The following is a 22,899-nucleotide window of genomic DNA, read 5'->3' as shown; positions in this document are numbered from 1 at the left end:
CCCCGAACATCGGGTGCATGACACTACTGCAATCGGAGTCCGGAGCCGTGGAGACCGAGACGTCGAGCGGTGAGGGAAGCGAGGGGACAGCCGAGACCCGCGGGGCGGATCTGGCGCTGATCGCCTCGGCGGCCTCGGTCCTGCTGGCGTGGCACCAGTTCTACCTCAAGGGGAACAAAACCCGAGGGCTGTTTATCGGCCTCTGGCCGCCGACGATCCTCGCGTTTTCGAGCTACCTCAACCAGCGGGCGATCCTCGACAAACTCGACCAGTCGCTGCTGGGGTCGCCCGGCGGCCTCGACTCGATCCGGCGGCTCCTCGGCGAGTAGTCGACCGACAGCGGACGTTCGAAAAACCCCGCTACGGCACGGCGCTGGCCTGATGGAAAGCGTTTTCCCCGACGACTGTGAGTTGCCTGATATGCGGCCTGTCGTCCTCTCGGTCGTCCTCGTAGTGCTCCTCGTGGCGGGCGTCGCCCCCGCAGGAGCCGTCGATGGCCCCCGCAGTGGGAGCCTCGCCGCCGACACGTCGGCGGCACTCGAAGAGCCAGCGCCCCAAGCGTCGCTCGGCGGCGACCGGCAACTGTTTCAAACCGACCGGGAGTTGACGCCGTCGACGACGTTCCGGATCGACCTGCAGGCAGACCGGAGCGCCGAGTGGACGGTGACCACCGAGTACGAACTCACGACCGACAGCCAGCAGGCGGCGTTCGACGAGATCGCCGCGGACTTCGAGTCGGATGGTGGGACCGACGGGCTGGACGTCTCACTGTACGAGAACCTCGCGGCCCGAACGAGCGCCGAAACCGGGCGGGACATGGAGATCCAAGACGTCGAGCGGTCGAGTAGTCGTGACGGCGATGTCGGCCGGCTCGTCCTCTCGTTCCGCTGGACGGGGTTCCTCGAAGCCGACGGCGAGCGGCTGATCTTCGACGACGCGATCGCCGCCGGCGACGAAAACGCGTGGCTCACCACGCTCTCCGAGCGACAGGAAGTGCGGATCACGACCCCACAGGGGTACGCCATCACCAGCGCCAACGTCGATTTCTCCGACAACACCGTCGTCGTCACCGGTCCCCACACGTTCGCGGACGACGAGTACATCCAGATCACCCTCGAAGAGTCGGCGATCACCGGTCCCTCGTGGGAGCTGTTGGCCGCGGCGATCGTCGTCGGTGTCGCCATCATCGGCGGGGCGTTCCTCCTCCGTCGGAGCGAGGAAACGGCCGACACCCAACCCCCCGCCGTCGACACCAACGGCGGCGTCGATACGGCCGACAGCGAAGTCGACGACCCCGAGCCAGCCGACGCCGACGAGCCGTCGGAGGCGCCGGCCGAGGACGACCGCCCCGAGGAGGACCTCTCGCTTTTGGCCGACGACGAGCGCGTGCTCCGCCTGTTGGAGCGCAACGGCGGCCGGATGCGGCAGGCCGACATCGTCGAGTCGACCGGCTGGTCGGACGCCAAGGTCTCCCAACTGCTGTCGTCGATGGCCGACGACGACGCGATCACCAAGCTCCGAATCGGCCGGGAGAACCTGATCTCGCTGCCCGACGTCGACGCCCTCGACGGCTCCCGGGACGACGAGGAGTAGTCGCCGGCAACGTACAACCACCGTTCCGTCACCTACTTGCGCCGAGAGTTCTTACGGAGTATCGATGGAGTATCTGGAGCGTCGGGTCGGGCTGGTAAACAGTCGGCTCGAGGCGCTGATCGAGTCGACTGAGCCCGACGAGCTCGCCGCCCAGCTCGAAAGCGTGGTGCTGGCCGGCGGCAAACGCGTCCGACCGGCAGTGACGTTGCTGGCCTGTGAGGCCCTCGGCGGCGAGCCCGAAGACGCGGTCGACTTCGCGGCGGGGATCGAGTTCGTCCACAACGCCTCGCTGGTGATCGACGACATCATCGACCGCTCGGAAGTCCGCCGCGGCACCCCCAGCGCGTGGGCGGCCTACGGCTACGGCCCGGCGATCATCGCCAGCGACGGCCTGCTCGGCGAGGCCTTCGGCCTCTTTTTGGGCAACGACCGCGCGATGCGGATCGTCGCCGAATCAATGGTCGAACTTGGGGAGGGCGAAGCGACCGAGCTGGTCGACCGCCCGACCACCGAAGAGGAGTATATGACCCTCGCCCGCCGAAAGACGGGCGCGCTGTTCCGGGCGGCCGCCGAACTCGGCGCGGTCGCCGGAGGGGCCGACGCCGCGACCGTCGAGGCCTTCGGCGAGTACGCCGAACGGGTCGGGGTCGCCTTCCAGATCCGCGACGACGTGCTGGATGCGACCGCCGAGTCGGGCGACCTCGGCAAACCCGCAGGCCAAGACGAGGTGATGGACCGCCCCTCGCTGGTCCAGATCACCGACCTCACCCCCGAGGAGGCCGACGCCCGCGCCCGCGAGCAGTCGACGCTCGCTTTAGAGGCGCTGGACCGAACCGGCGTCGACGATACCGACGCCAAAGCCTATCTTCGGGATCTCGCGGAGTTCGTCGTGGTCCGGGACCGCTGATCGCGGCCACGGGAAGCGACAGTAGACGGTGGCTACTGGACGGTAATCGTCGACCACCAATAGGTACGACGGTGGCTGCAACGACCAGGAGGGGTCCCAGAAGCTATCCACGGAGCTGTGTATCTCGGCGAGATCCATGGATCGACATCCTCATACTTGCACAACAGCGATTATCTGTTTATGAACAGAGCAGAGAAGGCCGCACTCCAGCTACAGGCCGTGGCGGTTCTCCGGATGCTCAAAGAGACCCGGACCTACGAGGAACTCTCCGAGGTCACCGGCCTGCCGGCGGGGGATCTCAACCGCTACGTCAACGGCCACGTGCTGCCGGGGGCCGAGCGGGCCCGTGAGGTCGTCGAGGGGATCGGCCGGGAGGCGCTGGCCGACGAACTCCGCGCCCGAGTTAGTTTCGACGACGAAGGATACGTCGACAACTCGGCAGTCGTCTTCGATCAGTCGTTTCTCGACCTCGTCGCCCCGGTCGCGGCCAACAGTTTCGGCTTCGAGCGCCCCGACGTAGTGCTGACGGCGGCGACCGACGGCATTACGACCGGCGCGGCGATGGCATCCTACTTCGACGCCCGGCTCGCGTATGCGAAGAAATCCAAAGAGACCGCCGTCGAGGAGTTCATCGAGTCCCGCCAACGGCTCGCCTCGGGGATCGAACTCACCTACTACCTCCCTGCCGGGGCGCTCTCGGCGGGCGACTCGGTGTTGATCGTCGACGACCTCATTCGGTCCGGGGAGACCCAAGAGCTGCTGTTGGATATTGCCCACCGAGCCGAGGCCCGCGTCGCCGGCGTCTTCGCACTCATCGCGGTTGGCGACCGGGGACTGTCGCGGGCCCGGGAGCTGACCGACGCGCCGGTCGGGGCACTATCGGCGTTCGAGTAGCAGTTATGTGGGACCGACACACCGGATCACGGGATTCTTCTATACGGCAGTTCTACAACGGCGTATGTCAGAGCTCGTTCTGTACGAACTGCCCGGCTGTCCGTACTGCGCGAAAGTGATCACCAAACTCGACGAACTCGGTCTCGACTACGAGTCCCGAGAGGTCCCACGCGCCCACAGCGAGCGCACGGAAGTCGAGGAAGTAAGCGGTCAGACCGGTGTGCCGGTGCTGATCGACGAGGCCAACGACGTCAACGGGATGGCCGAGAGCACCGACATCGTCGACCACCTCGAAACCCACTACGCCTAACTCAGGCCTCGGGCTCGGCGGCCCGCTCGCGGATCAGTTCGCGGATACGATCGGGGTCGTCGATCGCCGCCAACTCCTCGGTCGAGACGATGGCGGTGCCGTCGACCGACTCCTGTTTGACCCGGTCGGTCGTGAAGTAGATCGACCGGGTTTCGGTGACGCGGCCGATCGAACTCATCAGCCGGGCGCGCTTTTTCGCACTCGGCGTGAACGGCGAGTGGCCGGTCAGGACGGTCCGCTCGCGGCCGTCGTTGTCCTCGCTGACGGCTTTGAACGGCGAGCGGTTGGTGGGGTGGACGTCGAAGCCGGCGTTGGTGAGCCGCGTCAACACGTCCTCGTCGTCGGGGTCGACGTCCGGCCCCTCGGGGATGGGATCGGCGTCCCGGACGTCCTCGGCCCCCTCGAACACCGACACGGGGTTCGAAAACGGCTGGTCGAACAGCTCTTCGAGCTTGATCGCCACCTCGATAGAGGCGTTCATCCCGTCTTCGTACTTCGACACCGTGCGCCGGGAGACGCCGAGTTCGGTGGCCAGCCGGCCGAGACTCCAGCCGCGTTCCTCGCGTTCGTCGGCCAACAGGTCGCCGTCGATACTGACATAGAGGCCGCCCGGCGCGGCGTAGATGAGGGGTGGTACCTCCTCGATGAACAGGTCGTAGGCGGTGTCGGGGTTGAACACGGGCACCCCGTGGCGGAAGTAGACGACCCCCGGTTCGAGGTCCTCGTTCCGCGTCCGCAGGCCAATCACCAGCGGCGTCGCCGACAGGTAGTCGCCCAGTCGCCGCAACTCGGCAGCCGTTTCGCCGGTGAAGGCGTCGATATTGCCGAGGATCTTCAAGAGCACGAGGTCCTCGCCGCGCCGCGCCGCAAGGTCGAAGCTCTTGGGCCGGACCGAACACCGGTCGCTGACGAGGAACCCCGCATCCTCCAGCATCGCGGTGATGTTGCCGACCAGTGCTGTCCGTGACATACCGGGTTCTAGGCGATTTCAGCCATATATGTGTTGCGTCGACTGCGTTTCCCATCCGGCCTCCGTCTCCTGATTCGTCGCCAATGCCGTCGGCAGGTTTTTGTACCCGGTTGGAGCCGAAAGCGGTTTTCGCGGCCGCCGACTACCGCGGTCGATGACCGTCATCGGCCTCGACGACACCGACTCCCGCAGCGAGGGGATGTGTACGACCTACCTCGCAACCCGGCTCGCCGAGGCCATCGCCGACGCCGGCGGCCGCGTCGACCGCCGCCTGCTGATTCGTCTGAATCCTGCAGTGAAACACAAAACGCGGGGGAACGCCGCCCTCGCACTCCACACCGACCTTGCGGCCGACCGCGCCTTCGAACTCGCCTGCGACCGGCTGGAGTCGCTGGCGATCAACGCCGACAGCCGCACCAGTCCGGGGGTCGTGGTCGCACCGGGCAGCCCCGAGGCGGTACCCGAAGCGGTCGTCGACCACGCCCGGCGGGCGATCCGCCACCGGCTCATACTCGAGGAGGCCCGCGCAACTATCGACGCGGCGGGCTACCGCCACCGCGGCTGGGCAGGAACCGGCTGTGACGTCCGAGGGCGGGGGCGGATCGGCGCGCTGGCGGCTGTCGGCGCGTGGGCGGCCTTCGAGGCATGGACCCACGAGACGATCGCCTACCGTGCCTTCGACCGCTGTGGGACGCCGCGGGCGGTCGACCGCGAGGCCGTCTTCGCGGCCGCCGAAGACGGCTACCCCGAGGTGTGGGACACCGTCGACCGCGAGGCGGGCGCGGCGGTCTGTGTCCCCAACGCACCGGGGCCGATCCTATATGGGATCCGGGGCGACGACCCGGCGGCGACCCGGCGGGTCGCCGACCGGATCGCCGATGCCGCAGGGACCGAGACCGTCGACCGCTGGTCGACCTTCCTGACCAATCAGGGGACCGACGCCCACCTCGCCGCCGGCTCGATCGGCGCGCTCCGGGAGGGTGCTGGCTACCGGGTCGACGGCGTGGTCGAATCGCCGCCCGAAACCCGACAGGGCGGCCACGTCTTTTTCGAACTGGCCGCGGCCGATACGGCGGCGTCGATGGAGACGGCCGATATGGCGGCGTCGACCGGGACAACCGACGTCGAGACGGTCGACTGCGTGGCCTTCGAGCCGACCAAGCGGTTCCGCGACCGGGTGCGGGCCCTCCGGATCGGCGACCGGCTAACCGTCTGCGGCGAGCACAGCGAGGGGACGATCAAGCTCGAAAAGTTCGCCGTCCGCGAACTGAACCATACCGAACGGGTCACACCGACCTGTCCGGACTGCGGTCGACGGATGAAATCCGCGGGCCGCGGCCAGGGCTATCGGTGTCGGGACTGTGGGACCACGGAGCCGGCGAAAGTCGACCGCGAAGTCGATCGCGAGCTCGAAGCCGGCTGGTACGAGGTGCCGCCGGTCGCCCGCCGCCACATCGCCAAACCCCTCGTTCGGGGCGGGTTCGACGCGGCGACCCATCCCGAACGCTGATCAGTAGCTGTCGACGTTGGTGCCGACCGAACAGACGTACTCGCCGGTAGCGACCTGCGGGAGCCGCCGGGAGCGCCAGAAGACGCCGTCGGTGTCGGCAGTGACGCTGGCCTCGATCCGGCCGAAGGGATCGGTCACCTCGAAGAGGGTATCGCCCGCGGAAACGCGGGCCCCCAACTCGACACGGAAGTCGACGATGCCGCCGGCTGGCGCGCCGTACTGGTCGAACCGTTTGGCTCGCGTCTGGCGGTTGGTCGAGACGTCACCGTCGAGAAAGCCGTAGTACCGGAGCACGTTGAACACACCGTCGACGCCCCGCTGGATGCTGGTCTCGTCGAAGCCGACCGCGCCACCGAGCTCGGGGTCGATCGTCGGAACGCCCTCGTCGGGGGCGACGCGAGCGAGCTGGCCCTCGGGGCCCTTCTGGTCAAGCACGTGGCCGCAGTCGAACACCTTCGCCAGCTTGAGACACTCGCTGTGGAGGCCGTGGCGGCGGCCACACCGCACCCTGACCTCGTCGATCATCCGGCTGGTCGAGCCCTGGTGGAGGTCGAGAATGTAGTCGGCGGTCTTGGCGGCATCGAAGACCGCTGCCGTGATGCGCTCGCTGGAACTGCCGTTGTGGTCGCCGGGGAACGTGCGGTTCAGCTTCCGGTCGTCGATCGGGTTGCGGTGTTCGGCCACTTGGAAGCCGAAGTAGTTGACGATGCCGACGACGAGGATCGACCCCGAAAGCTCGGTCGGATCGATCTTGGGGACGACCCGGCGGATCACGCCGAGCCCGTTGAGTTCGTCGCCGTCGCTGACTGCCTGGAGATAGAGCCGCTTGCCGTCGTCGGCACCGTTGATCACCGCCACTGGGAGGCCGACGCTGCTACCGTCGCGGGTGTCGCCGACGTCGAGTCGACCGGTGTCGGACTCACCGGGGGCTGCACTCGCGGTACCGAGCGAGATCGTCATTGCTCGCACTGACGGACGGGCCGACCTTTAGGGGTTCGATCCGGGCGAACCAGCCATCCCCAGCGGGGGTTTCGGTAGCGTTTTTCCCCCGTTGGCCGATGTCAACCCAATGAGCGATCGGTCGTCCGGACCGCTGGCCGGCTACCGGCAGTTCCTCCGACTCGACAGCGACGTACTCGTACTCTCGGTGGCGATGTTCGCCTTCAGCCTCGGCTTCCAGATGACCACACGGTTCCTACCGCGCTATCTGGAGGTGCTGGGCGCGAGCGCGTTCGTCATCGGCCTTTTCGGCACCTTCGGCAACCTGATCAGCGCCGTCTACCCGTACCCCGGCGGGGTGGTCTCCGATCGGATCGGCTCGCGGTACGCCCTGACTGTCTTCGGGCTGGCGTCGACGCTGGGGTTCGGCCTGTGGCTCGTCGCTCCCTCGCTGGGAACGCTCACCGTCGGCGGCGTGGCGATCCCGGCGTGGCTCTGGGTGTTCGTCGGCCTCGTCCTCGCTCAGGCGTGGAAATCGTTCGGGCTGGGAGCGACGTTCGCGATCGTCAAACAGAGCGTCGAACCCGACCGCTTGGCTCGCGGCTTCGCCAGCACCGAAACCTTCCGCCGGAGTGCGTTCCTACTGGGTCCCATAATTGCGGCCGGGCTGCTGACCCTCCATCCCGAGTTCGCGGTGAGTTTCCGCTACGTGCTGGGGGTAGCCCTCGTCTTCGGCGCGGTCGCAACCCTCGTCCAGCACCGCTCGTACGACGCGGGCGACGATTCGTTCGGCGACTCCTTTGCCGGCCTCGCACGGATCCGGGCGGATCTGCGACGCATGCCGTCGGCACTGCGGCCGCTGTTGATCGGCGACACGCTGGTTCGGTTCGCCAACGGGATGGTGTACGTCTTCTTCATCATCGTCGTCACCGACCTCCGCGGGGTCGGCCTCGCGGTCACCCTCCCGGTCGTCGGCGGTGTCGACCTCTCGCCGGACGCCTTCTTCGGACTGCTGCTGGGCGTCGAGATGGCGGTCGCCCTACTGGTGATGGCTCCAGCGGCGGCCGCCGCCGAGCGGGTCGGCCTCAAGCCGGTGGTCGCAACCGGATTCGCGGTGTACGCGATCTTCCCGATCCTGTTGATTTCGGCCCCGGCCAGCGCGGCCGCGATGGTCGCGCTCTTCGCGCTCTCTGGGCTCCGGTTTGCGGGACTGCCGGCGCACAAAGCGCTGATCGTCGGCCCGGCCGAATCGGGCGGTGGCGGCCGACTCACCGGCACCTACTATCTGCTTCGGAACCTGATCGTGATCCCCAGCGGTGCGGTCGGCGGCGCGATCTACGGCGGCCTCGCGGACCCGTTCGGCCCGGGCCAGTTGGTCCCCGAAAGCCCGCTTGTGGCCTTCGGGCTGGCGAGTGCCATCGGTCTCGTCGGGACCGGCTACTTCCTCCTCGAAGGCGAAGAGTTCGGGGCCTACCAATGATGACGGCGGCAAGTCGGAGTCGATTTAGTTAGTCGGTGACTACGTAGGGTGTGAGCGACGCTGACAACCGACCGGAGACGCTGATCGACGCCCTCGGAGTGCGACGAAACGTGACTGTCGGACTCGTCGTCGGGGTACTGGTGGCGGCAGTGGCCTACGCCGTGCGGGTGTTCGAACTGCTCGGTCCCGTCGTCACTACACGCGAGTACCCGGTGGTCGGGCCCGAAGGGTGGTTCCTGCTGCTGGCGGTCGTCTTCGCGGTGTCGACGGCACTGTTGGTTATCCTCGTGTTGACCGCCATTCGGGCGGCGCGGCTGGCCCGATCCGTCTGAGAGACGTCGAGAATCAGGCGATGTGGATCGCCGGCCGGAACGGTACCGCCTTGGCGGCCCGACCCTCTGGGTCGACGATCCCCTCGTCGTCCTCGGCGTACACTTCGACGGTGGCGTCGTACTCCCGTTCGAGGAACTCGACGGCCGTCTCGTAGGTCGAGATCTCGTCTACCTCGTCGAGCACGGCGAGCGTCTCGTCGTCAAGGCTCCGGACGAGGTCGACCAGATCCCCGACGAGGTCGTTGACCTCGTTGCCGCGCTCCCGGAGGTCGGGGTCCTGCATGACCTCGCTCATCACGTCGCCGACGTTGGTGCCGGTCTCTCGGACCGTCTCGAAGACCGACTGCTTCCAGTTGGCAGCGGCGTAGACGCGAATCGTCTCGGGGTCCTGTTCGGTGACGTTGAGGATGTCCTGGATGTCGTCGGTGAGCCGCTCGATCTGTCGCTCCTCGGTTTCGGTGCGTGTCGACTGCCACTTGGGGTCGACCTCGGGCCACGGCGCGTCCTCGGCCGGCGTCCCGGTGAGCTGTTCGTGCAGCTCGTTCGTCATGAAGGGGATGAACGGAGCCAGCAGCCGGAGCCGCGTTTCGAGGACGTGTCGGAGCGTCCACTGGGCACCCGAACGATCAAGGTCGGCCCGACGACGGTACCATTTGAGGTGCTCCTCGAAGCCGTAGAAGGCCGCCTGCGAGGCGCTCCGCGTCTCGGCGTTGTCGAGCGCGTCGGTCGTCGACTCGATGGTCGACTGGAGCTTCGACAGCAGCCAGCGGTCGATGTGTTTGAGGTCGGTATCGGGGTCGACATCGGGCTCGTCGCCGTCGATCAGCTCCTGGGCGCGGTTCCAGAACCGTCGGAGCTGGTTTTCGACACCCGCGACCTGATCGGCTCGCCAGTCGTAATCCTGCCACGGTTCGGCGGAGTTCAGCAGGAAGAAGCGGACGGTGTCCGCGCCGTAGTTCTCGATGGCCTTCCCGGGGAGCACGACGTGGCCCTTCGAGGAGGACATCTTTTCGCCCTCCAGCAGGCCCATTCCCATAATCGTGATGCCGTCGGGCCACTGGGCCTCGTCGAACAACTCGGCGTGGTGGAACAGGTAGAACGTCAGGTGGTTCGAGATGAGGTCGTTGGCCGAGAACCGCTGGGTGACGGGGTACCAGTACTGCCACTCGGCGCGGAGATCGAGCGCGCGCTCGTCGACTTCGCCCTCGACGGCGTCTGCGCCGTAGAACAGCGCGTCGAAAAAGTCCCGATCGAGATCGTCGACCGGAATCTCGTCGAGCCGGTGGGCGATGGTGTAGTAGGCCATGTAGATCGTCGAGTCCGAAAGCGGCTCGATGACGAAGCTATCGTCCCACGGGAGCCGAGTGCCGAGCCCGTAGTTGCGGATGCAGGGCCACTCGTTGAGCCAGTCGATGGTGTGGTCGTACTCCCCGCGGGTGTTGGCGGGGTTAGTGTCCATCCCCTCGACGACCCGCTTGGCTTCGGCCTTCCAGTCCTCGTCGTTGTACGTGAGGAACCATGTATCCTGGTAGGCGACGACTACTTTCCCGCCAGCCCGCGAGACGACCGGCTCGGGGAAGTCGTACATCGCGCCGAAGTCGCCCTGTTCGCGGTAGGCGGCGGCTAACTCGTCGCGAACGTCCTCGATGAGCTCACCGGCGTACTCGCCGTACTCGTCGTGGAGTCGACCCGTGTGGAACTCGGCGTTGTAGACGTCCTGAGTGACCTCTTTGAGATCGGGGTCGTTGCTGTCGGTGATGCCAGCCGATTCGACGGCGTCCTTCGCGGGAATCTCGCCGTACCCCTCGACGTCCAGAATGGGGACTGGCTCGATGGCGTCGACTTCCTTGGGGTCGATCCCGTAGGATTCGAGACGGTCGGAGTCGGCTTTCGCTTCCTGCAAGGCAAGGTAGTCGTCCGGACTATGGGCCGGCACCGACATGACGACGCCCGTGGCGTTGTCCGCGTCGACGAACTCGGCGGGGAGCACGATGACCTCGTCGCCGGTGACTGGGTTGGTGACGCCTTCGCCGACGAATTCGGAGCCCTGGAACTCGCGGTGGATCTCGACGTCGTGGTCCTGCAGTTCGAGTTTTTCGGCGGCTTCGACCGAAACGAGCCACGGCTCGCCGTCGACGGTCGCCTCGACGTACGTAGCGTCGGGATTGATGTAGGCGTTTGTGACCCCACGGACCGTTTCGGGTCGAAGCGTGGCCATCGGGACCGTGGTCGTGTCGTCAGCGTCGCCGTGTTCGAACTTGACGAGGGTGTACTCCTGATACTCGACGTCCTCACCCTCTAAGAGGTCATGAGTAGTGACGGGGTTTTCCTGCTCGGTGCAGTATTTGACGGGGTGGAGGCCCTTTTCGAGTCGACCGCGCTCTTTGAGCGTCTCGTACTGCCACGTAATGAATTTGGAATAGCGGTCGTCGTTGGTCGTGAACTCCCGCCGCCAGTCGATAGACAAGCCCAGCGACTGCATCCCCTGCTTGTAGTGTTCCTCGATGAAATGCCGGGCATACCCCATCGGCGTTTCGAGCTCCGAGAGCACGTCGTCGGAGACGTTGTAGGTGTCCTGCAGGACGGACATCTGTTTTTCCTCGCGTTTTTCGAGCCGCTCGACCGCGCCGATGATCGGCGTGCCGGTGACGTGCCACGCCATCGGGAACAGCACGTCGTCGCCCTGCTGGCGGCGGTAGCGGGCGTAGACATCGGGGACAGTGTAGGTTCGGGCGTGGCCGATATGCATTCCGCCGCTGGGGTAGGGATACGGGACGGTAATAAAGGTCGTCTCCTCGTCTTCGAGGTCGGCGCTCGCGGCAGGATCGGGCTCGTAGCGCCCTTCGGCATCCCACCGCTCCCGCCAGTCGGCTTCGAGTTCCTGCGGGTCGTAATCCATACGGGCCTCTCCGTGTGTCGGGCCTAAAATAGCATCTATCGCTGTTGGGCCTCAGGCGAACTTCCGGACGGTCATATCCAGCGTATCGAGGTCGACGATCGGGGCGTGAGCAACGTCGGGGTCGATGTTGACTTTCTTCTGGAAGGCGGTCTGGGCCTGCCAACAGCCGCTGTTGACTGCGAGCACGTTGTGGTACTTCCCCCAGCCGAGTTTGTGGACGTGACCGGTGTGGAACACGTCCGGTACGTCGTCAATAACTAAATAGTCCTTCGTCTCGGGGGCGAGCCGCATCTTGCCGCCGTACTGTGGTGCGACGTGTCGCTTTTTCAGGAGTTGGTACATCGCCTTGTGCGGCTCGTCGTAGCTAGCCTTGTCGTCGGGGAGTTCGGCGATCACCTCGTCGAGCGAGACGCCGTGGTACATCAACACCGAGACCCCCTCGATGGTGACCGTCGACGGATTGCCGGTGATCCGGGCATCGTGGGGCGACATAATCGACCGGAGTTCCTCGTCGAAGCCGGGCTGTGGTTCGGCCAGCCGGACGGCGTCGTGGTTTCCGGGGATCATCACGATCTCCATGTCGCCGGGCACGGCTTTGAGATGCTCCGAGAAGGCCTCGTACTGATCGAAGATGTCGACGATGTCCAACTCCTTGTCCTGCTCCGGGTAGACGCCGACACCTTCGACCATGTCGCCCGCGATGAGGAGATATTCGACGTGTTCGGCCTCCTCGGTGTGGAGCCAGTCCGCAAACCGGTTCCACGCGTCGGCCATGAACTCCTGACTGCCGACGTGGACGTCCGAGATGAGGGCGGCCTGGACGTGGCGATCGGCCGTCGACGGGCGGAACGTCCGGGGGACATCGGGGAAGAAAAGCGAGTCGACGAACATGATACCGCCGTCGTCGGCGAGTGTCCCCTGAACGGCGATACACTCGTCGAGCAGCAGGTCGTCGACGAGATCGGCGATGTCGCGATCCTTCATCACCAGCGCCGGGAACGTCCCGGTCGTGTCTTCGAGTTCGATCAGCCAGTGGCCGCTGGCGGTCGACCGGATGTCGTTGACCAGTCCGATCATCTCGGCGTCGCTGCCGCCGCCCATCGACTGGATCGCCGACGCCGGCCGGTGGTTGACTCGGCCGCCGAGGAGTTTCGAGAGCCGCTCGTAGCGGTCCCGAAACGTCGTCACGAACTGGCGGTACTCGCCGGTACCGGTGCTCCGGCCGGTGATATCGCCGGTGATCTCGGCGTGCTGCGGGGACCGCTCGCCCGCCGATCCCGCAGCCGCCGCATTGGCGGCGCCGGAGGCCCCACTCGTCGTTCCGGACGCCGCGGTAGCGGTCCCGGAAGTCGTCTCGGAAGACCCCCCTGTTTCGGCTGGAGGGCCACTTGTCGTCGGTTGGTTACTGTCTATTTCGGTTGGAGTCGAAACGGAGGTTGGAGACGAGTCGGTCCCGACGCCCGGCGGATCCGGGGCCGGGTCGGCATCGAGAACGCGCCGAACGTCGCCGACGGTCACCCGAAGTGCGTCGTCGTCGGTCGACTCAGCGACCGCCTCGACGGCGGCCGCCGGGTCTGCCGCCCCGGCCAGCAGCGTCACGGCCTTCCGCTCGGCGTTGTACCCACGAGCGGCGAGGGCGCGGACGACCGCCGACTGCGTCTCCAGAGACACACCCAGTTGTGGGGTGGCTCCGGTCAAAAGGATGCCGAACCGGCACGCGACCGCCGGCCGTGAACTGTGGCATCGAACCCCGGCCAGAGGTGGAGTAAACGAGGTCTACCGGTGAGTAGGCGACCACTAAACTCGATGGAATCGAAGTATCCACTGATTAAATCACAAGACGTGTCGGGGAACATACCCAGAAGCTTCAAACACGGGCCAATCGAATGAGCGGACAATGAGTCCAGGGGATCGTCGGTCGCCGGACGACGAAGCCGCGTCGACGGCGGACCGAGGGTCGACGACCGACGGGGGGACCGGCGACCGGCGGGTCGACGCCACAGGTTCGGACTCCGCGGCGACTGAATCGGGTGCCGACGGGAGCGAGCGCTTGGGCAGTCGGGCGTCGACCGAGGAACCGGTATGGCGACGAGTGTGGACCGCAACCGACGGCCCACTGTTGTTGTTCCGCGAGGTGGCGATCAGCTTCGGGATCGTGTTGCTGATCGGGCTGGTCCTGTTCGGCGTCAGCGGCGTCTGGCCGCCGATGGTCGCGGTCGAAAGCGAGAGCATGGAGCCGAACATCAACAAGTACGACCTCATATTGGTCACCGAGCCCGGCCGGTTCGCCCCCGATGCGGCCGACGAAACCGGCGTCGTAACCCGCACGGCGGTCGACGGAGAGGGCCACGAGTCGTTCAATCAGCCGGGAAGCGTGGTCGTCTACAAGGATCCCGGTTCGCTCGGGCCGCCGATCATCCACCGGGCACATTTCTCCGTCGAGGCGGGCGAAAACTGGTACGACCGGGCGAACCCCGACTACGTCTCCGCTGACAGCTGTGAGGAGTTGAACAACTGCCCGGCACCCCACGGGGGCTACATCACCAAAGGGGACAACGAGGCGAGCAACGGGAAGTACGATCAGGCAAACGGGATCGCGCCGGTCGTCAAACCGGGATGGATCACCGGCATCGCACAGCTTCGGCTCCCGAAGGTCGGCTACATCCGACTGGCGCTGACCGGGGCGGCGAGTTTCGGGTCGCTGGTGCCCGCGGGACTCGGTGCGATCGGGGCCAGCGGAGCCTACGCCGTCGGTCGACGCGAACTGCTAGGCTGATCAGTCGTTGTCGAAGCGGGCCTGCACGAACGGCTGGACGTTCTCGATGTCGCCGAGCCGGGAGTCCGACAGCAAGACGGCCTCGGTCTCGTCGATCGGCACCGAGAGGTTCATCTCCTTGGTCCGGCCGTAGCGACCCTTCGAGACGACGACCGCGTTGACGATCCCGAGCATATCGAGTTCGCTGATGAGGTCGGTCACCCGGCGCTGGGTGAGCACGTCGGCGTCGATCTCCTCACAGAGCCGCTTGTAGATGTTGAACACCTCGCCGGTGTTGATGTTGTGGACCCCGTTCTTTTCGAGGAGGATGATAGAAAAGAGGACGATCTTGCTCTGAGTCGGGAGCGTACGGACGACCTCGACGACCCGGTCGAGTTCGATCTTGTCCTGTGCCTGCCGAACGTGGGTCTCCTCGATGAGATCGGCCTGGCTCCGTTCGGCGAGTTCGCCCGCCGTCCGAAGGAGGTCGAGCGCGCGCCGGGCGTCGCCGTGTTCCTGAGCGGCGAAGGCCGCACACAGCGGAATCACGTCGGAGGTCAGGGCCTCGGATTTGAACGCCACGTCCGCGCGGTGCTGCAGGATATCCCGGAGTTGTGTGGCGTCGTACGGCGGGAAGACGATCTCCTCTTCGCCCAGCGAGGACTTGACGCGGGGATCGAGGAAGTCGGTGAACTTGAGATCGTTGGAGATCCCCATGATCGAGATCCGGGAGTTGGTGAGCTCGGAGTTCATCCGCGAGAGGTTATAGAGGGTGTCGTCGCCGCTTTTCTCGACGAGCTTGTCGATCTCGTCGAGCATGATGACGACCACCCGCTCGTGGTAGTCGACGGCTTCGAAAAACGTCGAATAGACGCGATCAGTGGGCCACCCGGTCATCGGGACGGGATCGAGCTCCGCGAGGTCGGCTTCCAGTTCGTCGATCTCGTCGTCGACCGCCGCGACGTCGTCGTACTCGGCGGCGAGCGAGCGGATTTCCTCGTCGGTGTCGTCGGGCTCGCCGGTGGGATCAGACGGGGTGTCGGTCGACTGGAAACGGTCCCGAACCGTCTCGAGACGCTCGATTTTCGACTCGATGCGGGCCTCGTTTTTCTCGATGAACTTGTTCGCGAGTTGGGCCAACACCCGATACTGGGTGTCGGTGACCTCACAGTTGATGTACTCGACCTCGCAGGGGACGTCGTACTTCTGGGAAGTCGATTCGAGCTCCTGGCTGACGAACTTCGCGCTGGCGGTTTTGCCGGTCCCCGTCTTCCCGTAGATGAGGATGTTCGAGGGGGTATCGCCCCGAAGTGCGGAGACGAGGATCGTCGCCATGCGGTTGATCTGATCGTTCCGGTGGGGGAGCTCGTGGGGCGTGTAGGACGGCCGAAGGACCTCCTTGTTCTCGAAGATCGGCTCGCTGGCCAGCAGATCGTCGAACAGCCCCTGACTTTCCTCCTCGTCGTCGAGTACGGTATCGAAATCGAGGTCGGTCGACGTGGCTGAGCGGTCTCTGGCGGCGGTCGGTTCGTCGGCGTCGGCGGCCGACTCCGGCTCCGAGTCAGTTGTGTCCTTCGTCATGCTACCCCCCTGTTTCGGGTGGAACCCGTGGTACGTACCACACCAAACCGACCGGAGGGACCGTAAGCGGGGCGTTCCGTTCGTCGGCGTGGCGTGGGGACGTCCAGATGATGCAGACGAAGCAGAGGCACACCGAGTACAAAAACGTTCTCCCTTCGGTCCGGTCAGTCGAGTTCCTGGACCGCCGGCTCGGGCGGCGGCCGAGCGCCTGTCGCCCCCTCGATGACCGTCCGGTCGGGGAGGTCGGATTCGGGCTCCCGCCCCACGGTAAACAGCCGCTCCGTGAGCGTGAGCTCCTCGGTGGCCGGACTGGGTTTGGTGATAGTGTGGTACTCGACGGCCACACCGTCGGCGGCGGGAGCGATACGAACCGTCGCCAGCTCGTAGGAGGGGTAGAAGACCGGTGGGAGGATCCCGATGATCCCGTCACGGCGGTGGAGTCGCTTGAGCCACGTCCCCGTGTTGACCAACACCCCGTCGTCGACCCGCTTGACCATCGGGCGGTGGGTGTGGCCGTAACAGAAGATCGCCGTTTCGGGCGTCTCGTCGAACACCTCGCGGGCGGCCGCCTCGTAGGGGGCCTCGGCGTCGACGGTGAGTTCGGTCTCGAAGACGCCGAACCGGTTGATCGTCTGTCTGGCGTCCCGACGAATGAAGTACAGGGGGATCCCCACCAGCAGGAGGAGGCCGGTGACGCTGACGTTGATCGACAACAGGAGCCACGCGAGGTCGCCGGCGCGGCCGAACTGCTCGAGGAACGCGGCCGTCCAGTCGACCGGCAGCGACCAAATGCCGAGGAGATCGAGGCCGGCGACGACCGCCAGCAGGGCGCTGATGTTGAACAACAGGAGGAACGGGAACAGCGAGTAGCGGAGGACCGGGTTCATCTCCCGGTAGAAGTACTTCGAGATGAGCCAGACGGGCATCCGTTCGGTAGGCGTGACCGCCTGGACGTCCTTGAGCCAGTTGTAGCGGCCCCGATCGGAGAGTTGGCCGGCGCGGCTCGTGACAAGCGTGTTGTAGTAGTAGCCCAGCGGGGTGGCATGAGGGTTCCCCCAGTCGTCGATCCGGTTGTTGGGGTCCTGTTGGTGGCCGTGTTCGAAGTGGATCAGCCGGTCGCCGACCCGGCGTTCGATCGCGGGCTCCTGGACGAGGTCGACGTTGTACTCGGCAAACCGGTCGACGTAGGCGTCGTAGGCCGCCAGTTCGTGATCGTGGTTCCCCGGCAGGAGGGTGATATCGATGTTCCGACCGGTCGTTCGGAGTTGGGCGAACAGTTCGGGGTAGGTCGACTCGAGGACGTCGAACTTCTCGAGCCCCTCGACGGTGGTGAACTCCCAGAGACCGAAAGCGTCGCCGTTGATGATCAGCTCGGCGTTCTCGTCGGTCGACGCGAGGCTGTCGAGAAACGACAGCAGTTCGTCGAGGAACTCGACGTCCTCCAACTGCTCGTCGCCGCCGATGTGGAGGTCACTGATCACGTAGTAGACCCGGCCGTCCGCGTCGTCGTCCATTGACGTGACGTTTCGGAGTCGAGACTATAACCTTGTTCCACGCACGCGGGTCGACCGACACACGTCCGGACCGGGACTGACACACGTCCGGACCGGGACTGACACACGTTCGGATCGGGACCGCTGTCTCGGTGTCCGGTCGAGTGGACCGTCGACACCTCCGTTTCGAGTCGACGTACAGGTCGGGGCGACCGAAACGGTGTCACGGGAAACAACAACCTGATAACCGGTGTCGGGTGGGAAGTAGTTGCGAGAACCATTATCGTGGGAATAATCGTCGTGGAAATGATTGTCGCGAAAATGGTTGTCGTAGGAACAGTCATCGCAGTAGCGGACGGAGCCGACACGAAACTGTGCCGACCCGTACTGTCGGATAGGTAACTATTCGGCCTAGCCCCCCACCCCTTCGTTTCAACTGGAAACGCACGAGGGAGGGTAGGGGGTGAGCCAATAACTGTTCCTATATAAGCAAAATCTTTATATTCTAATCGCTTAAACAGGACCCGCACTGCTCTACTATTCTTTTAGATATAGACCGTTCATTGTTGTATGAGAGTACGACTAGTCTAGCAATTTTCTAGTCGACGCGAAACCCCTCGACCGCCAGGCGCCTGTGTCGTGTTCCACTCGAAACGAAGGGGTGGGGGGCTAGGCCGGGATTCGCCCGGTACCTGTCACCCGAGTAAGCTATCTGCTAATCGACCTTTCCGAGATAGTCACCAATTCGAGCCATAATTACTGTTCGATCTACATTTCTAAACCGACAGTCTGTCGGACTACGAGGTCCTTCCGGGGCTCCCGCGTACTGTCGAAGCGATCGGCTCTCGTCTCCCACTGACCGTCATCGATCACCGACACTCACGACCGGTCGACACTCCATGCGAGTCGGAAAAACCGGTTGAAACACCCACGATCGGCCGGTAGCCACCGTAATACGGCTGTCGGTCGACCCCTGTCTGACGCAGTGCTTAAGTGGACACGGCAGCCACCATGTGCCATACGCTCCTCTGTACGCGCGGATGCGGGGGGTGCGGGAGCTTCAACGATGGGTCTGATAACGAACCTCAAAGACAGCATCTCACGGGTCACAGACCGGCTGTTTGCGTCCGCAGAGCCGAAGCGGATCGGCATCTACGGACCGCCAAACGCCGGGAAGACGACCCTTGCGAACCGTATCGCACGCGACTGGACCGGCGACGCTATCGGTCCCGAGAGCCACGTTCCACACGAAACGCGGCGGGCTCGCCGGAAGGAGGGCGTCGACATCGAGCGCAACGGACGGTCGGTCACCATCGACATCGTCGACACGCCCGGCGTCACCACGAAGGTCGACTACAAGGAGTTCCTCGACCACGACATGGAGAAGGACGACGCCATCCGGCGCTCCCGAGAGGCGACCGAAGGGGTCGCCGAGGCCATGCACTGGCTCCGAGAGGACGTCGACGGCGTGATCTACGTGCTCGACTCGACGAGCGACCCCTTCACGCAGGTCAACACCATGTTGATCGGGATCATCGAGAGCCGGGAACTCCCCGTCCTCATCTTCGCCAACAAGACCGACCTCGAAGAGTCGGACGTCCAACGCGTCGCCGACGCCTTCCCCGACCACGAGACGGTCCCGCTGTCGGCGCTGGAGGGCAACAACATGGACGAGGTCTACGACAAGATCGCGGAGTACTTCGGATAATGCCAGAGACAACGCCCGACTCGAACGACGGCGTCCAGATCGACCTCATTAGCGGCTCGCGGATGGCCGGGCTTCGGAGCATGGAGAAGATACGGCTCATCCTCGATGGGGTCCGCGAGGGAAACATCGTCATCCTCGAAGAGGGACTCTCTCCCGACGAGGAGTCCAAGCTCATCGAGGTCACGATGACCGAGATCAGCCCCGACGACTTCTCCGGAATCGAAATCGAGAGCTACCCCCGCGCCGAGACAGCCGACCAGAGCTTTCTCGACCGCCTGATGGGCCGAGAGTCGACCAAGAAACTCACCGTGATCGGTCCGGCTAACCAGATCGAGACGCTCCACAAGGACGAACAGCTCATCAGCGCGCTGGTCTCCCGGAAGTAAGCGTCTATGCCACACCAGTGTACCAACTGCGGCCGTACCTTCCCCGATGGCTCCAAGGAGATGCTGTCGGGCTGTCCGGACTGCGGCGGCAACAAGTTCCAGTTCGAACCGTCCGGATCGACCACTGACGACGAGCCGGCCGCCGATTCCTCGGCGGACTCCTCACCTGACGCGTCGACTGGAGAGTCGGTGACGATCGACCCTGAACCCGCCGAGACTGCATCAGCCGACCGTCAGACATCTCCACCCGAAACGGAGGGGTTCGGCGACGATAACGAAGCCGGCTCCGCGGAGCCCGCCGCCGCGGCGGGCGAATCGCCGGCCCAGTCGACCGCTCGTTCGGACGTGGTCGACTCCTCGGAGATAACCGCCGCCGGTGCGATGGGGCCGTCGACCGAGTCGTCGGAGGCCTCCGGAGCCCCCGACCAGCCGGCCGGGCAGTCGCCACCGACCGCCGACCAGCCGGCCGACGGACAGCCGACCGATGGGCAACCCGCCGAGCAGTCGACACCGGCCGCCGAGCAGTCGACATCCGAAGGGGAGCGATCGGAGTCGAACCTCGACCAACTCAGAAAGGAACTCAACGACCAGTTCGAGAGTATCCGGATCGTCAGCCCCGGCCAGTACGAACTGAACCTGATGGAGTTGTACGACCGCGAGGAGTACATCATCTCGCTCCGCGAGGACGGCCGCTACGTCATCGAGGTTCCCGACAGCTGGGGCGACAGCTGAGCCGCACCATCGGTCCTGCTTCCACCCGCCCGTTTCGTTTCCGGGCCCGGATTTCCTGCTTTTTCGTCCGATTATTCCGTCACATCCCGCCGGTCGGTCGGCGCGTGTTCGGTTTGCGGCCCTGATTGTTCCGTTCGTCGACTCTTCCGGAAGTGAACAACGTTATGCGGGACCCCATGTTATGACCGTTCATGTTTACCACGGACACGGAAGCTACCTACGACGGTCGCAGTGACGTATCGTGCCTGCGGGGGGCCGCCTGATGCGCCTCGTCGCCAAGTTCGGCGGAACGAGTCTCGGGAGCGGCGACCGGATCAACCGTGCGGCGGACTCGATCGCCGCCGCCGTCGAGGCGGGCCACCAACTGGCGGTCGTCGCCAGCGCGATGGGGTCGACGACCGACGACCTGCTCGACGAGATCAACTTCGAGGCCTCGGATGCCGACCGTGCCGAGATCGTCTCGATGGGCGAACGCACTAGCGTTAGGATGCTCAAGGCCGCGCTCTCCGCACGCGGCGTCGACGCCGTCTTCCTCGAACCCGGCAGCGAGGAGTGGCCGATCATCACCAACGATCTCGGCGAGGTCGACGTCGAGGCCACCAAACAGCGCGCTGCCGACCTCGCGGGCGAACTCGACGGCGTCGTCCCGGTCATCACGGGCTTTCTCGCCCAGAACGACGCCGGCGAGATCACCACGCTCGGCCGCGGCGGCAGCGACACCACCGCGGTCATGCTCGGCAACTACATGGACGCCGACGAGGTCGTGATCGTCACCGACGTCGAGGGCGTCATGACCGGCGACCCCCGCGTCGTCGAGGGTGCACGCAACGTCGGCCGCATTTCCGTCGACGAACTCCGGAACCTCTCGTTCCGTGGGGCGGAGGTCGTCGCGCCGAGTGCCCTGTCGTACAAACACGAACACCTCGGTGTCCGGGTCGTCCACTACCAGCACGGCGACCTCCTTACGGGCGGCACCCAGATCGAAGGCGAGTTCGAGAACCTCATCGACATGCAGGAACACGAACTCGCCTGCCTCACCGTCGCCGGCCGGGCGATCCGCAACAGTCCCGGCATCCTTGCGGATCTCTCCCAAGCACTGCGGGCCGCCGAGATCAACGTCGACGCGGTCGCCAGCGGGATGGACTCGATCACGTTCTACGTCACCGAGTCGGTCGCCGAGAAGGCCGAAGCACTGCTCCACGAGGAGGTCGTCGGCGGGACAACCCTCTCGAGTGTGACCGTCGAGGACGGCGTCGCGGTCATCCGCGTCACCGGCGGCGAACTCCCCAACCGACCGGGGATCATCCAGTCGATCCTGACGCCGATCGCCGACGCGGGCATCAACCTCCAAGACGTGATCACCAGCGCAACCTCGGTCGCACTGTTCGTCGACTGGGAGGACCGCGAGGAAACGCTCGAAATCGTTCAGGACCACGTCTGAGCCGACTGCCGCCTTCGAAAAAGGAATCCGCTCGATTCAGTCGTCGCTGATTGCCTCGGCGGTTGCGGTCTCGATGCCGTCGACCGAGATCGAGCCGGTGAGTTCGGTGTAGGGGTACGGCATCCCGACGCCTTCGGCGTCGAAACGCGTTTTGACGGCCTCGACCCACTGGTTTTTGACGCCGCCAGCACCCGTCTTTCGAGGGTTGATCCAGACGCGACCGTTGAGGACGACCGCCGAGTCCGCGAGCCCCGTGACCGGCGCGGTCGGTTCGGGATCGTCAAGGATGCCGTCGATCTTGTGGGCCTCCTCGATGATGATCTCACGGGCCAGTTCGATGTCGGCGTCGTACTCGATGCCGAAGTCGAACGGCACCCGGCGGGTCTCGTTGGCGACCGGATTCATCACGACCGAGTTGGCCAGATCGCCGTTCGGCACCGTCACCTGCTCGTTGTTGAACGTATCGAGTTTGGTGACACGGAGGTCGATCTCCCGGACGATGCCGTCGTTGCCGTCCCACTCGATGTGGTCGCCGACCTCGAACGGTTTGTCTTTGAGAATGAAGATTCCCGCAACGAAGTTCTCGATGATGTCGCCCGCAGCGAACGCCACACCCAACGCGAGCGCGCCGGTGATCGTCGCAAACGCCGTCAGGATGGCGTCGACGCCAGCGACCGCCGCCGCGACCGCCACCGCGCCGAACAGGGCGACCGCCCCGGCAATGGACGAGCCGAGACTGACGACCGCCGAGGAGAACTCACGGGAGTCGAGTGCCCGTTTGACCATCCGGACGAACACCGACTTGCCGATCCGATAGAGCACGACGAAGGCGACGACGAAGGTGAGTATCCGGATGCCAAACGCGAGTACGACATCCCCGTACTGTGCAAATAGCTCTCCAGGGTTAGTGGGTATTCCCTGTAGGAGTGTTGGTGATACCATAGTTCCACCAGTAACTGTAATCTGATA

The 22,899-nt window shown here is 65.1% G+C and carries 20 protein-coding genes; 13 read left to right on the top strand and 7 right to left on the bottom strand.

Annotated features, from left to right (window positions below):
- Nucleotides 1-17 precede the first annotated feature (17 nt).
- From NKJ34_RS07425 to NKJ34_RS07405, 5 genes are all read left to right on the top strand, one after another.
- Nucleotides 18-329, top strand: coding sequence for a hypothetical protein (locus NKJ34_RS07425; RefSeq protein WP_253737659.1), 312 nt, complete (start codon nt 18-20; stop codon nt 327-329).
- A 91-nt stretch (nt 330-420) separates the two neighbouring features.
- Nucleotides 421-1,593 carry a helix-turn-helix transcriptional regulator gene (locus NKJ34_RS07420; RefSeq protein WP_253737658.1) on the top strand — a complete coding sequence of 391 codons (1,173 nt, stop codon included), beginning with the start codon at nt 421-423 and terminating at the stop codon, nt 1,591-1,593.
- A 64-nt stretch (nt 1,594-1,657) separates the two neighbouring features.
- Nucleotides 1,658-2,500 carry a polyprenyl synthetase family protein gene (locus NKJ34_RS07415; protein WP_253737657.1) on the top strand — a complete coding sequence of 281 codons (843 nt, stop codon included), beginning with the start codon at nt 1,658-1,660 and terminating at the stop codon, nt 2,498-2,500.
- A 180-nt stretch (nt 2,501-2,680) separates the two neighbouring features.
- A complete protein-coding gene (locus NKJ34_RS07410) occupies nt 2,681-3,394 on the top strand; it encodes a phosphoribosyltransferase family protein (RefSeq protein WP_253737656.1) in 714 nt (237 codons plus the stop codon).
- A gap of 64 nt (nt 3,395-3,458) precedes the next feature.
- The gene (locus NKJ34_RS07405; RefSeq protein ID WP_253737655.1) at nt 3,459-3,704 is read left to right on the top strand and encodes a glutaredoxin family protein; all 246 of its coding nucleotides are present in this window, start codon (nt 3,459-3,461) and stop codon (nt 3,702-3,704) included.
- A gap of 1 nt (nt 3,705) precedes the next feature.
- Here NKJ34_RS07405 and NKJ34_RS07400 read toward each other — a convergent pair whose 3' ends face one another.
- Nucleotides 3,706-4,674, bottom strand: coding sequence for a transcriptional regulator (locus NKJ34_RS07400; protein ID WP_253737654.1), 969 nt, complete (start codon nt 4,672-4,674; stop codon nt 3,706-3,708).
- 154 nt (nt 4,675-4,828) lie between these two features.
- Between NKJ34_RS07400 and NKJ34_RS07395 the strand changes: the two genes are divergently transcribed.
- Complete coding sequence (locus NKJ34_RS07395; protein WP_253737653.1) at nt 4,829-6,184, top strand: tRNA(Ile)(2)-agmatinylcytidine synthase; 1,356 nt, start codon at nt 4,829-4,831, stop codon at nt 6,182-6,184.
- On the opposite strand, the gene NKJ34_RS07390 is transcribed toward NKJ34_RS07395, so the two are convergent.
- Nucleotides 6,185-7,144: a succinylglutamate desuccinylase/aspartoacylase family protein gene (locus NKJ34_RS07390; protein ID WP_253737652.1), complete on the bottom strand. Its 960-nt coding sequence runs from the start codon at nt 7,142-7,144 to the stop codon at nt 6,185-6,187. It abuts the gene before it with no gap.
- A 109-nt stretch (nt 7,145-7,253) separates the two neighbouring features.
- Here NKJ34_RS07390 and NKJ34_RS07385 point away from each other — a divergent pair, with 109 nt between their 5' ends.
- Together NKJ34_RS07385 and NKJ34_RS07380 are read left to right on the top strand one after the other, a co-directional pair.
- Nucleotides 7,254-8,603 (top strand): MFS transporter, encoded by a 1,350-nt coding sequence (locus NKJ34_RS07385; protein WP_253737651.1) that lies wholly within the window; start codon nt 7,254-7,256, stop codon nt 8,601-8,603.
- Between the two features lie 50 nt (nt 8,604-8,653).
- Nucleotides 8,654-8,935, top strand: a complete 282-nt coding sequence (locus tag NKJ34_RS07380; RefSeq protein ID WP_253737650.1) for a DUF7536 family protein — start codon at nt 8,654-8,656, stop codon at nt 8,933-8,935.
- A 13-nt stretch (nt 8,936-8,948) separates the two neighbouring features.
- Here the strand turns inward: NKJ34_RS07380 and leuS are convergent, their stop codons facing one another.
- Together leuS and NKJ34_RS07370 are read right to left on the bottom strand one after the other, a co-directional pair.
- Nucleotides 8,949-11,834 (bottom strand): leucine--tRNA ligase, encoded by a 2,886-nt coding sequence (gene leuS / locus NKJ34_RS07375; RefSeq protein ID WP_253737649.1) that lies wholly within the window; start codon nt 11,832-11,834, stop codon nt 8,949-8,951.
- A 51-nt stretch (nt 11,835-11,885) separates the two neighbouring features.
- Nucleotides 11,886-13,505, bottom strand: a complete 1,620-nt coding sequence (locus NKJ34_RS07370) for a DNA-directed DNA polymerase II small subunit (protein WP_253737648.1) — start codon at nt 13,503-13,505, stop codon at nt 11,886-11,888.
- A gap of 226 nt (nt 13,506-13,731) precedes the next feature.
- On the opposite strand from NKJ34_RS07370, the gene NKJ34_RS07365 reads away from it, so the two are divergent.
- Nucleotides 13,732-14,610 (top strand): S26 family signal peptidase, encoded by an 879-nt coding sequence (locus NKJ34_RS07365; protein WP_253737647.1) that lies wholly within the window; start codon nt 13,732-13,734, stop codon nt 14,608-14,610.
- Here NKJ34_RS07365 and NKJ34_RS07360 read toward each other — a convergent pair whose 3' ends face one another.
- A complete protein-coding gene (locus tag NKJ34_RS07360) occupies nt 14,611-16,338 on the bottom strand; it encodes a Cdc6/Cdc18 family protein (RefSeq protein WP_425491804.1) in 1,728 nt (575 codons plus the stop codon).
- The gene (locus NKJ34_RS07355; protein ID WP_253737645.1) at nt 16,335-17,684 is read right to left on the bottom strand and encodes a metallophosphoesterase; all 1,350 of its coding nucleotides are present in this window, start codon (nt 17,682-17,684) and stop codon (nt 16,335-16,337) included. The genes NKJ34_RS07360 and NKJ34_RS07355 overlap by 4 nt, the downstream gene beginning before the upstream one ends.
- Before the next feature lie 1,045 nt (nt 17,685-18,729).
- On the opposite strand from NKJ34_RS07355, the gene NKJ34_RS07350 reads away from it, so the two are divergent.
- From NKJ34_RS07350 to NKJ34_RS07335, 4 genes are all read left to right on the top strand, one after another.
- A complete protein-coding gene (locus NKJ34_RS07350; RefSeq protein ID WP_253737644.1) occupies nt 18,730-19,371 on the top strand; it encodes an Era-like GTP-binding protein in 642 nt (213 codons plus the stop codon).
- Nucleotides 19,371-19,757 (top strand): DUF2073 domain-containing protein, encoded by a 387-nt coding sequence (locus NKJ34_RS07345; RefSeq protein WP_253737643.1) that lies wholly within the window; start codon nt 19,371-19,373, stop codon nt 19,755-19,757. The genes NKJ34_RS07350 and NKJ34_RS07345 overlap by 1 nt, the downstream gene beginning before the upstream one ends.
- A gap of 6 nt (nt 19,758-19,763) precedes the next feature.
- On the top strand, nt 19,764-20,489 hold the full coding sequence (locus NKJ34_RS07340) for a Zn-ribbon domain-containing protein (RefSeq protein ID WP_253737642.1): 726 nt from the start codon (nt 19,764-19,766) through the stop codon (nt 20,487-20,489).
- A 262-nt stretch (nt 20,490-20,751) separates the two neighbouring features.
- Nucleotides 20,752-21,930: an aspartate kinase gene (locus NKJ34_RS07335; RefSeq protein ID WP_253737641.1), complete on the top strand. Its 1,179-nt coding sequence runs from the start codon at nt 20,752-20,754 to the stop codon at nt 21,928-21,930.
- 36 nt (nt 21,931-21,966) lie between these two features.
- Here the strand turns inward: NKJ34_RS07335 and NKJ34_RS07330 are convergent, their stop codons facing one another.
- Nucleotides 21,967-22,872, bottom strand: coding sequence for a mechanosensitive ion channel family protein (locus tag NKJ34_RS07330; protein WP_253737640.1), 906 nt, complete (start codon nt 22,870-22,872; stop codon nt 21,967-21,969).
- Nucleotides 22,873-22,899: the final 27 nt, after the last annotated feature.

The sequence above is a fragment of the Halohasta salina genome (genome assembly GCF_024178165.1).
Taxonomy (GTDB): domain Archaea; phylum Halobacteriota; class Halobacteria; order Halobacteriales; family Haloferacaceae; genus Halohasta; species Halohasta salina.
This window is presented reverse-complemented; position numbering and strand designations above follow the sequence as displayed.